Origin of the sequence: Actinomadura sp. NPDC049382 (assembly GCF_040677125.1) — a bacterium.
GTDB classification, from domain to species: domain Bacteria; phylum Actinomycetota; class Actinomycetes; order Streptosporangiales; family Streptosporangiaceae; genus Spirillospora; species Spirillospora geliboluensis.
This window is the reverse complement of record NZ_JBFARO010000006.1, coordinates 84,517-96,511: the sequence shown is the minus strand read 5'-3', so window position 1 is coordinate 96,511 and position 11,995 is coordinate 84,517. Positions and strand designations below refer to the sequence as shown.

Sequence of the window (11,995 nt, the reverse complement as noted above, 5' to 3'; positions counted from 1 at the left end):
CTACCCCGCAATCCGGACGGAAGTGGTGGTGCCCCAGATCGCCATGCCGAGCAGCAGGTCCGCCACGTTGATCACGACGATGCTGGTGCGGACCGCGCGGCCCACCGCGACGCCGACGCCGGCCGGGCCGCCGGACGCGTGGTAGCCGTAGTAGCAGTGGATCAGCATCACCAGCACCGCGAAGATGATCACCTTGCCGAACGACCACAGGATGTCGTTCGGCGGTAGGAACAGATGGAAGTAGTGGTCGTAGGTGCCGGTCGACTGCCCGTAGAACACCGTCACGATCACCCGCGTCGCGCCGTAGGAGGCGAGCAGGCCCACGATGTACAGCGGGACGACCGCGATCATCCCGGCCAGCATCCGGGTCGTGACGAGGAACGGCATCGACGGGACGGCCATGACCTCCAGCGCGTCGATCTCGTCGGAGATCCGCATCGCGCCGAGCTGCGCGGTGAAGCCGCAGCCGACCGTCGCCGACAGCGCCAGCGCCGACACCAGCGGGGCGATCTCGCGGGTGTTGAAGTAGGACGCGACGAACCCGGTGAACGCGGCCGTGCCGATCTGGTTCAGCGACTCGTAGCCCTGCAGGCCGACCTGGCTGCCGGTGAAGAACGTCATGAAGCCGACGATCACCACCGAGCCGCCGATCACCGCGAGGCCGCCGGTGCCGAGGCTCACCTCGGCGAGCAGCCGCAGCACCTCGGTGCGGTAGCGGCGCAGCACCCGGAACACCCACGCGAAGGCGCGGGCGTAGAACGACATCTGGTGGCCGAAGTCGTCCAGCCGTTCCAGGGGCGCGTTCACCACGCGGCTGACCGCCTTGCCCGTCTTTCCAGGGGCAGCCATCACATCCCCTTCGACGGGACGAACTGGAAGTACAGCGTGGAGATCAGGAAGTTCTCCAGGAACAGCAGCATGAAGGTGATCACGACGGTCTGGTTGACCGCATCACCGACGCCCTTCGGGCCGCCCTTGGCGTTCAACCCCTTATAGGCGGCCACCAGCCCGGCGGTAATGCCGAACACGAACGCCTTGAACTCCGCTTGCAGCAGGTCGGGCAATTGCGCGATCGCGTTGAAGGACGCCAGGTAGGCGCCGGGCGTGCCGCCCTGCAGCATGACGTTGAAGAAGTAGCCGCCCATGAGGCCGACCACCGACACCAGGCCGTTCAGGAACAGCGCGACGAACGCGCAGGCGAACATCCGCGGGACCACCAGGCGGTGCAGGGGGTTGATCCCCAGCACCTCCATGGCGTCGATCTCCTCGCGGATCTTCCGGGACCCGATGTCGGCGCACATCGCCGACCCGGCGGCGCCCGCGACCAGCAGCGAGGTGACCAGCGGGCTGGCCTCCCGGACGATCGCGACGACCGCGGTCGCGCCGGTGTAGGACTGCGCGCCGAGCTGCCGGATCAGCCCGCCGACCTGCAGCGACAGCACGCCGCCGAAGGGGATGGCGACCAGCATGGTGGGGACGACGGTGACGCTGACGATGAACCAGGCCTGCTGGATGAACTCGCGCCACTGGAACGGCCACTGGAACGTCGCGCGCGCGACGTCAAGGCACAGGGCGAAGAACCGCCCGGGCTCCTTGACGACCACGTTGGCCGCGCCGTCCCCGATCTTGCGGAACGTCGCCGACGATCCGCCGCCGCCCTTCCCCTCTCGCTGGTCCGCGCCGATACCAGGAGTGGACATCAGTACCCTGCACCACCTGCATGACGTCCAGGCGGCGGGTTACCCGGGAACTGGCCGCCAGGGCCGGTGGGGCCGCCGGGCGGCGGCCCGGGAGGAGGACCTGCGGGGCCGCCGGGGGCGGGGGCGCCGACGGGCGCCATGGACGCCACGTACCGCGGCCACTCCTCCACCCAGTTGCGGCCGAGGTCGTCGATGAACGAGCCGGGCGGCGGCGTGACGCCGTGCGCGGCGCACCACGCGCCGGGCGCGTGCATGCCGGCGCGCAGCATCCCGTTGCTCGGCATCTGCTGCGGCGGGATGGGCGGCAGCTTGCCGGAGTCGAGGCCCATCTTGGCCTCGGCCTCCAGCTCGGAGGCGTCCTTCTCCTCCGACATGCCGATCGGGCCGACCTTGCTGGCGTTGAGGAACTGCCGGACGACCGGCTCCTCGCTGGACAGCAGCATCTCCCGGGGCCCGAACATCGCGAGGTTGCGCTGGTACAGCAGCCCGATGTTGTCCGGGACGGTACGGGCCGTGTTGATGTCGTGGGTGACGATGAGGAACGTCGCGCCGATCTGCGCGTTCAGGTCGATGAACACCTGGTTCAGGAACGCGGTGCGGACCGGGTCGAGGCCGGAGTCCGGCTCGTCCACCAGGAGGATCTCGGGGTCCAGCACGAGGGCGCGGGCGAGGCCGGCGCGCTTCTTCATACCGCCGGAGATCTCGCCGGGCAGCTTGTGCTCGGCGCCGAGGAGGCCGACCATGTCCATCTTCTCGAGGACGATCCGCTTGACCTCGGACTCGGACTTCTTGGTGTGCTCGCGCAGCGGGAAGGCGATGTTGTCGAACAGGTTCATCGAGCCGAACAGCGCGCCGTCCTGGAACAGGACGCCGAACAGCTTGCGGGTCTCGTAGAGCTGGGACTCGGGCAGGTGGGGCAGGTCCCTGTCACCGATCCAGATGTGCCCGCGGTCGGGCTTGAGCAGCCCGACGAGGGACTTCAGGAACACCGACTTGCCGGTACCGGACGGGCCCAGAAGAACGGAGATCTCACCTGCGGGAATGGTCAGCGACACGTCCTGCCAGATCACCTGGCGGCCAAAGGACTTGGTCAGGCCCTCGACTCTGATCTCGACGCCCACTCGTCACCTTTCGTCCAGGCCGGGGGGAATCCCGAACCAATGAGCGAGTAGTACTCAGGCTCTTGCTGTCGTCACACGGCGTGTCCGCCGTGTTGCTACCGTCCGGTAGCCGCGCCGGGTTCCACTACGGTAGCGGGCCGCTGTCCAAATGGAAGGGGTTCCGGTCCAGATCAGCGGCTAAATGCGACGTCGTAAGACAATCGTTACTTACGACGTCTATGAGACTAGTGGTCCAAGAACCAGCACCTCAAGCCCGCGGGCTCCGGCCGGCCCCGGGCCGCCGGCCGCCCGCCCGACCCGGACGGCGGGGACGCGGACCACCTGGTGTGACCACGGTGTCGAAACGGGACGGTACGCCGCCCGCCGACGGCCGCACAACCCGTCACGGCACACGCTTTTGGCCCGGCCTTTATCACTCCGGTACAGGAAACGGGCACCCGCTCGCGCACCTCGGAACAGCGCGTTCCCCGCGAACGCGAAAGAGGCGGCCACCCCGGATGGGGTGACCGCCTCCTTGGGAGAGCGGTCGAGCCGCGAGGCTCGGGAGCTCTGGAGCCGTCCTTACTTGACGGTGACCGAGGCGCCGGCCTTCTCCAGGGCCTCCTTGGCCTTGTCGGCGGTCTCCTTGTTGACCTTCTCCAGCAGCGGCTTCGGCGCGCCGTCGACCAAGTCCTTGGCCTCCTTGAGGCCGAGGCTCGTCAGGGCGCGGACCTCCTTGATGACCTGGATCTTCTTGTCGCCGGCACCCTCGAGGATGACGTCGAACTCGTCCTGGGTCGCGGCCTCCTCGGCGGCCGGGGCGGCGCCACCGGGGGCGGCGGCCACGGCCGCGACCGGGGCGGCGGCCTTGACGTCGAAGACGTCCTCGAACTGCTTCACGAACTCGGAGAGCTCGAGAAGGGTCATCTCCTTGAAAGCGTCGAGCAGCTCGTCGGTGCTGAGCTTCGCCATGATGTTTCCTCCGCTATGGCTTGAAATCTCGGGTGATACGGAACCGCGGGTGCGCCTACTCGGCGGCGGGTGCCTCGGCTGCGGCCTCGGCGGGCGCCTCGGCGGCACCGGCCTCGGCGGTCTCGCCGGCGGCCTCGCGCTTGGCGCGCAGCGCCTCGGCGAGCTGGGCCGCCTGCGTGGGCAGCGCGTTGAACAGCGCGGCGGCGTTCGCCATCGAGCCCTTCATCGCACCGGCCAGCTTGGCGAGGAGAACCTCGCGGGACTCGAGGTCCGCCAGCTTGGTGACCTCGGCCGCGTCCATCGACTGACCGTCGATGAAGCCGCCCTTGATCACCAGCATCGGGTTCGCCTTGGCGAAGTCGCGCAGGCCCTTGGCGGCCTCGACCACGTCGCCGCGCACGAACGCGATGGCCGACGGGCCTTCGAGCAGCGCACGGAACTGCTCGTCGACACCGGCCTCGTTCGCGGCGCGCTTGGTCAGCGTGTTCTTCACCACGCGGAACCGCGCGTTCTCGCCGAGGTTGTCGCGCAGCTCCTTGACCTGCGCGACGCTAAGCCCGCGGTACTCGGTCAGCACGGCGCCGCTGGAGCTCTCGAACTCGCTCTTGAGCTCGGCGATCGCCGCGTCCTTGTGGGCCTTGGCCATAGCCCTCCTTCCGATTACCTGGGTGGTCCGATCCGCGCCCGTCCGCCCTCGCGGGAGGGGGCGCCGATCCACCAAAAAACGCCCCGGCGCAGGCGCACGGGGCGTCCAGGCACGGCACGGAGGCCATGCGGAAGCTCTCGTCTCACCTACGCAGGCCGCCCGAACAGAGTCGGGTCCTTCGGTCACCCCACGGACATGAGGTGACGACCGGCGGTCTTCGGCATCGGACAGAATACGTCCCCCGCCGCGTCAGGCCAAATCGATTGGCTCGAGGGGCGGACGCGGAGGGACCGCGCCCCGGGCGGGGGCGCGGTCCCTCGGTCGTGCGGCCGGTGCCGCGGCGTCAGGTGCGCGGCATTCCGGTGCCGAGCTTGCCCATCAGCTCGCTGAAGTCGGTGACCTGGCTCGCCGGCGGCTCGTCGATCTGCACGGGCTTGCCGAAGTCGCGGTACTTCGTCGTCACGGTGAGGTCGCCCTGGGCGCCCTGGTCGGACTTCATCGTCATCTGGCGCGGCAGCTGCTGCCCGTCCACCCAGAGGTCGAAGTGCATGCTCTGCATGCCCACCTGGGCGAGCGTCTTGCGGTAGGCCTCCTGCTGCTCCGGAGGCAGCTTCGCGATCGCGTCCTCCATGCGGTAGGTGCCGGTGTAGTGCGTCGTCTTGACGCCGTCGATCGTCTCCTCGCCGACCTCGCGCGCGTCCTTGGACGCGGTCAGCATCTTGGTGTTCTGCACCGGGTCCATCTGGCGGGACTGCTGCAGCATCTGGTCGAGGTTCATGCCGGACTGCTTGCTCAGCTCGTCCAGCGAGAACTTGAGCCAGGGCTTGCCGCCCCCGCCGCCGGGCAGCTGCGACAGCATCGGCATCTTCATGTACATGTTGCCGCCCACGAGGCGCTGCTCCATGCCGCCCGTCGCCTTGCCCGCGACGGTCATGTCGCTGAAGTTCATGCTGTAGGCGATGTCGGGCTTCGTCCGGTACTGCATGTCGCCGTTCATCGTCACGTCGCCCTGGGGCGTGCCGGACATCTGCATCGACAGGGCGGCCTTGAACGAGTTGACGTCGCCGGTCTTCTCCGCGGCCTTGCCGAGCACCTGTGCGGCCGTCAGCTTGATGTTCTTGCCGGCCTCGTCCACCTTGTTGCCGGCGTCGCCCAGACAGCCGGTCAGCGAGAGGGCGAGGCCGGTGGCCAGCGCCGTGCCGGCGGCGAAACGACGGATCATGTGGGGGTTCTCCTTCTGCGTCTGGTCGCCCGGGCGCACGGGCCGAACACTGGGTCAGACGCTGGAGCGGCCCCCGCGGTTCATCCGCCGCCTCGGCCGGCTCGGTGCGGTCGCGCTCAGTTCCCGCCGAGGAGGGAGCCGAGCGTCAGCTGACCCACCTGGTCGGACGGCGGCGGGTTCACCGTGAAGGTCTTACCGTAGTCGCTGTAGAGGACAATGACCGAGGCGGTGTCGCCGCCCTCGCCGTCCGCCTTCGAGACGATCTTGCGCGGCAGGTTGTCGCCGTCCGTCCACAGATCGAAGTTGATCTTTCCGTTGGCGCGGTCCTTCGGCAGCCACTTGCCGACCTTCTCGCGCGCCTGGGCGTCGAGGCGGTTGAGCGCGTCGTCGACGGTGACCGTGCCGGCGTAGTGCGTCGTCTTCACGCCGTCGATGGTCTCGGTGCCGACGCGGCGGGCGTCCTTGGAGCCGGTGAACATCTTCGTCTGCTCGGCCGGGTCGACCTTCTGCACCTGGTCGACCAGGTTCCGCACGTCGAAGCCCGTGTGCTGCGACACCTGGTTCACGTCGACCCGCAGCCACGGCTTGCCGCCGCTGACGAACCGGGCGAGCTGCGGGACCTTCGCGTACAGCACGTCGTCCTTGAAGACCGCCTGGCCCTTGGCGCCCGGCATCGTCTGCCCGTTGCGGCTGACCTCGTCCAGCTTGGCGCTGAACTGCAGCGAGGGGCGCAGCTGGAACTGCCCGTCGGCGTGGATCCTGCCGGACTCGTCGCCGGTGCCGGTCACGGTGAGGTCGGCCTTGAACGCGTCGGCCTTCGCCGTCTTCTCAGACGTCTTGAGCAGCGCCTGCCCGGCACTGAGCTTCATGTTGTCCGTGTTCGCCGACCCGTCCCCGTTGCATCCGGACAGGACCAGCGCGGCACCCACGGCGGTACCGCCGGCGGCCACCACGAGTCGTCGGTTCATGAGGTTTTGGCCTCCCATGTTGTCCTCCTGGTATCCCCAGTGTCGCGGGACGCCTGCATCGCGGGCATCCCCCGGTGGTACGAACGGGTCACCCCGCGGTACGACCAACGGCGTAGCCCGCGCGCCCGCACCGGGGCGCCGGAGGACGGGAGGGTCAGCGGTAGGAGCCGAAGGACATCGTGCCGTCGAGCACGGCGGCGGGCGCCTGCGAGGACAGCTTGATCGTCGTCGGCCGGGCGCTGCTGTCGACCCACAGGTCGATCCCGCAGCCGGTCGAGTCGGGGATCACGGGCCGGATCTGGGTCGCGGCGTCCTGCGGCAGCAGCGCGTACACGCTGCTCATCAGCGCCTGCGCGGCGAAGTGCGTGCGCCCGGACGCGTCCGGCTCGCTCGCGGTCGTCCCGGGCAGCGTCCCGATCATGTAGGTGAACTGCCGGGGGTCGGACCCGTTCTGCAGCTGGCCCAGCTGCGCCGCGCTGAGCGTGGACTGCGTCCACTTCGCGCCGTCGAAGCCCTTGAGCACGTTCCCGCTCACGACCACCTTTTGCGTGATCTCGCTGGCCTCGCCGTTCAGCACCGTCTTGGTGACGCCGGTGGCGCTCATCGCGAACTTCGGCCACAGGGTGAACGAGGCCGTCTCGACCGCGTGCTTGTAGTCGCCGCCCTCCCCGATCTTCACCTTCATCTCCGTCTTGCGGGTGAAGGCGTGCAGGCTGGGGCCCGGCTGCGGCGGTGCAGTGGGCAGGCCGTGCGGGGCGGCGCCGTTCCCGGCGGCGGGAGCGCCCGGACCGGCCGGCCTGCCCGGACTCGTGCCCGGTGCGGTCGCGCCCGGGGACACGGTGCCGGACGCCGCGCCGTTCGGGTTGGTCTGGTCCTGCTGGGCCATGACGGCCGCCGGGGGCATCGAACCGGCGTCCTTCGCCGACTCCCCGCCGACCTTGACGACCATGAGGAAGGCCGTGGGCACGACGGCGACGGCCACGACGGCGGAGATGGCGATGGCCCGGTCGGTGCGACGCTTCACGAGCCCAATTCAACACCAGGTTCCTCGCCGGTAACAAAGGGATCGGGAATCGAATTGTCCGAATCCGGACTGCGATCTATGTATCCGTCGTGCTCGGTGGTAATGGGGTCACGGAGAGCCACGGGATGCCACGGGGCGTCCCCCGCCCGGCCGGCTAGACGGGTCCGGGTCCGGTGAGGCGGGCGCGGAGGGCCGACTTGCGGATCTTGCCGGTGGTGGTGCGCGGCAGCGCGGCGGCGTACTCGATGCGGCGCGGCGCCTTGAACCCGGCCAGGCGGGCCCGGCAGGCCGCGACCAGGTCCTCCTCGCTCGGCCGGACGCCGTCCGGGACGATGACCGCGCAGACCGTCTGGCCCCAGCGCGGATCGGGGAGCCCGATCACGGCGACCTGCCCGACGCCGGGGACCGTGCGCAGCACGTCCTCGACCTCCCGCGACGACACGTTCTCGCCGCCCGTGATGATCACGTCCTTGAGGCGGTCGACCAGGTAGAGGTAGCCGTCGGCGTCGACCCGGCCCGCGTCGCCCGTGCGGAACCAGCCGCCGGCGAACGCCTCCGCCGTCGCGCCCGGGTCGTCCCAGTAGCCGGGCGTGACCTGCGATCCCCGGACGACGACCTCGCCGAGCGCGCCCGGCGGGACCGGCGTCCCGTCCTCGGCCAGCACCGCGATCTCCACGCCCTCGGCGGGACGTCCCGCAGACTCCGCCAGCTCCGGCCGTGTCGTGAGCGCGGCGCGGTGGTCGTCCGGTGAGAGGAACGTCGCGTTCCCGGACAGCTCGGTCATCCCGTAGCCCTGGTTGAAGTCGCACCCGAGCACATCGCCGGCCCGGCGCAGCAGCGGCACCGGCATCGGCGCCGACCCGTAGGCGACGACCCGGATGCTGTCGCGGAGCAGCGTCAGCGCGTCCGGGTCGTCCGCCGCGTGGGCGAGGAGATCCTCCAGCATCGTCGGGGCCAGGGAGAGGTTCGTGACGCCGTGCCGGCGCGTCGCGTCCACGAGCGCGGCCGGGGTGAAGCGGCGCAGCACGACGGCATGGCGCCCGAACAGGTGGTGCAGGACGACCTGGTATCCGGCGACATGGCACAGGGGGAACGGCGTGCAGAACACGTCGTCCGCGCGTACGGGACGGCCCGACGCCGTGACCTCGATCCCCGCGAGCAGGCTCCGGTGCGTGAGGCGCACGCCCTTCGGGCGGCCCGTGGTGCCGCTGGTGAACATCAACCACGCGACGTCGTCGGCCTCGGACGTGGCGGCGGCGTGCGCGGGGCCGTCCCAAGGCAGTTCATCAATGCCGATCAGCGGCGGATGGCCTGCGGGCAGATCACCCTCGGCGGCCAGCCGGTCGAGCAGATCCCCCTCGCCGAGGACGAGCTCGGCGCCGCTCCGGGCGATCTGGTCCGCCCACTCGCGGGGATGCAGCCGCTGGTTGAGCGGCACCAGGACTCGGCCGACGCGCGGAACGCCGTAGTAGGCGGCGACGTATTCGAGCCGGTTGTGCGCCAGCAGCGCCACGCGCGCCCCCGGCGAGCAGCGTGCGGAGAGGTATGCGCTCAGGGCATCCACGCGCGCGCGCAGTTCCCGGAACGTCCACGTGGTGCCGTCCACCGACAGCGCCGGGGCGTCGGGGGTCCGCGTCGCCGCCGCGGCGAGCACGTCGTAGAGGCTGCGCGGCGAACCGTCCATCACTGTGCTGGGCATCCCGGCGAATCTACCGAGCACGCGGCCGGGCGGGCCGCCGCGGTACCGGTGGCCGGAACGGCGGAAGGGCGCCCCCGCCGCAGCGGGGACGCCCTTCCGATGATGCGTGACGCGTGGCGCGATCAGGCGGTCTCGAGCTCCGCGGTCAGGTTGCGGACCGCGTTCGGGTCCACCGGGATGCTCGGGCCCATCGACGTCGTCAGCGACGCCTTCTTCACGTACCGGCCCTTCGCGGCGGACGGCTTGAGACGCTGGATCTCGTCGACCGCGGCCGCGTAGTTCTCCACCAGCTGGCGCTCGTCGAAGGACGCCTTGCCGATGATGAAGTGCAGGTTCGCGTGCCGGTCGACACGGAACTCGATCTTGCCGCCCTTGATGTCGGTGACGGCCTTCGCGACGTCCATCGTGACGGTGCCGGTCTTCGGGTTCGGCATCAGGCCGCGCGGGCCGAGCACGCGGCCGAGGCGGCCGACCTTGCCCATCTGGTCCGGCGTGGCGACGACCGCGTCGAAGTCCAGGAAACCGCCCTGGATCCGCTCGATCAGGTCGTCCGACCCGACCAGGTCGGCGCCGGCGGCCTCCGCCTCCTGCGCCTTCGCGCCGACGGCGAAGACCAGCACGCGGGCGGTCTTACCGGTGCCGTGCGGCAGGTTGACGGTGCCGCGCACCATCTGGTCGGCCTTGCGCGGGTCGACGCCCAGCCGCAGCGCGACCTCGACGGTCGCGTCGAACTTGGTGACCGCGGTCTCCTTGGCCAGCTTCACGGCCTCGGCCGGGGTGTACAGCCGCTCCCGGTCGATCTTCTCCGCTGCGGCGCGGTAGCCCTTGCTGCGCTTCATGTGCGTTCCTCCAGTGGAACTCGTGGTGCGGGCCAGCGCCGGCCCTTCCACAAACGGTGTTACTTGACGTCGATGCCCATGGACCGGGCGGTGCCGGCGACGATCTTCTCGGCGGCGTCCAGGTCCTTGGCGTTCAGGTCGGGCATCTTGGTCGTGGCGATCTCGCGGATCTGGTCGCGGGTCACCGAGCCGACCTTGTTCTTGTGCGGCTCGCCGCTGCCCTTCTCCACGCCCGCGGCCTTCAGGATGAGCTGCGCGGCCGGCGGGGTCTTCGTGACGAAGCTGAACGACCGGTCCTCGTAGATGGTGATCTCTACGGGGATGACGTTGCCGCGCTGGGACTCCGTGGCCGCGTTGTACTGCTTGCAGAAGTCCATGATGTTGACGCCGTGCGGACCGAGCGCGGTACCGACCGGCGGCGCCGGAGTCGCCTGCCCGGCCTGCAGCTGGACCTTGACGAGCGCGGCGACCTTTTTCTTCGGAGGCATGCCTCTCCCTCAGCGTTCCGTTCTGCTCTGGTCCCGACTCCCGGATGCCCGGGCAACACGGCGGTCGGAACGTAACCGCTGTGTTGGGACCTTTGGCCGACCCCACATCCCCGCGTGCACGGGGAGCAGCGAAGCTGCACCTTGACGAGTGCAGCGATCTTGGGGTCATCCCCGCATGTGCGGGGCCGTGGTGTCTCGCTCCCAAAGTGAGAGCCGAGATCCAACCCGTCCTCGCATTACCGAGGACAACCCGTACAGGATACGGCCTCGGCGGGGTGCGTCGGTCCGCTCGGGCCGTCCGGCGGCGTGGTGCGGCAGGGCCGGCACGTGTTCGGGCCGTCCCCGCGAGAGCGGAAACGGCCCGAAGGTGGTCTGAAAGGCTCGGTCAGATCTTGGAGACCTGGTTGAACGAGAGCTCGACCGGGGTCTCGCGGCCGAAGATGGAGACCAGGACCTTGAGCTTCTGCTGCTCGGCGTTGATCTCGTTGACCGTCGCGGGGAGGGTGGCGAACGGGCCGTCCATGACGGTGACGGACTCGCCGACCTCGTAGTCGACGGTGGCCGCGGTCTTCGCCTGCTCCTTGGCGACCTTGGCGGCGCCCTCCTCCGGCTCGGGGGCCAGCAGGTTGGCGACCTCGTCGAGGCTCAGCGGGGACGGCTTGTTCAGCAGGCCGACGAAGCCGGTGACGCCCGGGGTGTTGCGGACGGCGGCCCAGGACTCGTCGGTCAACTCCATCCGGACGAGGATGTAGCCCGGCAGGACCTTCTCGTTGACCTTCTGCCGCTTGCCCTGCTTGATCTCGGTCACCTCGTGCTGCGGGACCTCGATCTGGAAGATGTAGTCCTCCATGTTGAGGGTCTGCGTCCGGGTCTCGATGTTGGTCTTGACCCGGTTCTCGTAGCCCGCGTAGGAGTGCACGACGTACCAGTCGCCCGGCTGGAGCCGGAGCTGCATCTTGAAGTCGGCGTACGGGTCGGCCGGCGGCTCGGCCGGGCCCTCCTCGTCGTCGCCGTCGGTCTCGTCCTCGCCCTCGACGGCCTCGGCCAGCTCCGCGGCGCCCTCGGCGGCGTCCTGCGCGGGACCCTCGCCCTCGAGCTTCGTGTCCGCGGGCTCGCCGTCGCCGGCGGAGACGACCGCCTCGGCCGTCTCGTCGGCGGGCTCAGCCGCCAGGTCGGCCGCAGCAGCCGCAGCGGACTGGGCCTCTTCAACGGCCTCGTCGTAGGGCTGTGAGGACTCGGACACGGTGACTCTTTCTCTCGGACTGCGGTGATGGTCTTACCGGTGATGGTCTTACCAGGGTACGGCGGACTCGCCGGAATCGCGCGCGGTGGCCGCG

The 11,995-nt window shown here is 69.8% G+C and carries 12 protein-coding genes; all 12 read right to left on the bottom strand.

The genetic code is table 11. The features are described 5' to 3' along the window. Positions 1-765, bottom strand: coding sequence for an ABC transporter permease (locus tag AB0K34_RS06265; RefSeq protein WP_301173993.1), 765 nt, complete (start codon positions 763-765; stop codon positions 1-3). 83 nt (positions 766-848) lie between these two features. Beyond that, on the bottom strand, positions 849-1,700 hold the full coding sequence (locus AB0K34_RS06260) for an ABC transporter permease (protein WP_301173940.1): 852 nt from the start codon (positions 1,698-1,700) through the stop codon (positions 849-851). Then, positions 1,700-2,821: an ABC transporter ATP-binding protein gene (locus tag AB0K34_RS06255; RefSeq protein ID WP_364546067.1), complete on the bottom strand. Its 1,122-nt coding sequence runs from the start codon at positions 2,819-2,821 to the stop codon at positions 1,700-1,702. The genes AB0K34_RS06260 and AB0K34_RS06255 overlap by 1 nt, the downstream gene beginning before the upstream one ends. Before the next feature lie 561 nt (positions 2,822-3,382). Next, entirely contained in the window at positions 3,383-3,772 is a 390-nt protein-coding gene (rplL, locus tag AB0K34_RS06250) for a 50S ribosomal protein L7/L12 (RefSeq protein WP_138636786.1), read from the bottom strand. Between the two features lie 55 nt (positions 3,773-3,827). Beyond that, positions 3,828-4,418, bottom strand: a complete 591-nt coding sequence (gene rplJ, locus AB0K34_RS06245) for a 50S ribosomal protein L10 (RefSeq protein ID WP_138636785.1) — start codon at positions 4,416-4,418, stop codon at positions 3,828-3,830. Between the two features lie 343 nt (positions 4,419-4,761). Continuing rightward, positions 4,762-5,640, bottom strand: a complete 879-nt coding sequence (locus AB0K34_RS06240) for a hypothetical protein (protein WP_364546063.1) — start codon at positions 5,638-5,640, stop codon at positions 4,762-4,764. A gap of 116 nt (positions 5,641-5,756) precedes the next feature. Continuing rightward, positions 5,757-6,608, bottom strand: coding sequence for a hypothetical protein (locus AB0K34_RS06235; protein WP_364546060.1), 852 nt, complete (start codon positions 6,606-6,608; stop codon positions 5,757-5,759). 154 nt (positions 6,609-6,762) lie between these two features. Further along, entirely contained in the window at positions 6,763-7,632 is an 870-nt protein-coding gene (locus AB0K34_RS06230) for a hypothetical protein (protein ID WP_364546057.1), read from the bottom strand. 154 nt (positions 7,633-7,786) lie between these two features. Next, complete coding sequence (locus AB0K34_RS06225) at positions 7,787-9,331, bottom strand: AMP-binding protein (protein WP_364546054.1); 1,545 nt, start codon at positions 9,329-9,331, stop codon at positions 7,787-7,789. Positions 9,332-9,453: 122 nt separating this feature from the next. Next, on the bottom strand, positions 9,454-10,170 hold the full coding sequence (gene rplA, locus AB0K34_RS06220; RefSeq protein WP_138636781.1) for a 50S ribosomal protein L1: 717 nt from the start codon (positions 10,168-10,170) through the stop codon (positions 9,454-9,456). A gap of 59 nt (positions 10,171-10,229) precedes the next feature. Further along, positions 10,230-10,658 carry a 50S ribosomal protein L11 gene (rplK, locus tag AB0K34_RS06215; protein WP_089324503.1) on the bottom strand — a complete coding sequence of 143 codons (429 nt, stop codon included), beginning with the start codon at positions 10,656-10,658 and terminating at the stop codon, positions 10,230-10,232. 385 nt (positions 10,659-11,043) lie between these two features. Further along, positions 11,044-11,901 carry a transcription termination/antitermination protein NusG gene (gene nusG / locus AB0K34_RS06210; protein ID WP_301173947.1) on the bottom strand — a complete coding sequence of 286 codons (858 nt, stop codon included), beginning with the start codon at positions 11,899-11,901 and terminating at the stop codon, positions 11,044-11,046. Between the last annotated feature and the right edge of the window lie 94 nt (positions 11,902-11,995).

Excerpts from the sequence above, each read along its gene's own strand:
- AB0K34_RS06265 (WP_301173993.1), bottom strand. The coding sequence starts at position 765 with ATGTCGTTCTACGCCCGCGCCTTCGCGTGGGTGTTCCGGGTGCTGCGC.
- rplA (WP_138636781.1), bottom strand. The coding sequence starts at position 10,170 with ATGAAGCGCAGCAAGGGCTACCGCGCCGCAGCGGAGAAGATCGACCGG.
- AB0K34_RS06240 (WP_364546063.1), bottom strand. The coding sequence starts at position 5,640 with ATGATCCGTCGTTTCGCCGCCGGCACGGCGCTGGCCACCGGCCTCGCC.
- AB0K34_RS06235 (WP_364546060.1), bottom strand. The coding sequence starts at position 6,608 with ATGAACCGACGACTCGTGGTGGCCGCCGGCGGTACCGCCGTGGGTGCC.
- rplL (WP_138636786.1), bottom strand. The coding sequence starts at position 3,772 with ATGGCGAAGCTCAGCACCGACGAGCTGCTCGACGCTTTCAAGGAGATG.
- rplK (WP_089324503.1), bottom strand. The coding sequence starts at position 10,658 with ATGCCTCCGAAGAAAAAGGTCGCCGCGCTCGTCAAGGTCCAGCTGCAG.
- AB0K34_RS06260 (WP_301173940.1), bottom strand. The coding sequence starts at position 1,700 with ATGTCCACTCCTGGTATCGGCGCGGACCAGCGAGAGGGGAAGGGCGGC.
- AB0K34_RS06225 (WP_364546054.1), bottom strand. The coding sequence starts at position 9,331 with ATGCCCAGCACAGTGATGGACGGTTCGCCGCGCAGCCTCTACGACGTG.
- rplJ (WP_138636785.1), bottom strand. The coding sequence starts at position 4,418 with ATGGCCAAGGCCCACAAGGACGCGGCGATCGCCGAGCTCAAGAGCGAG.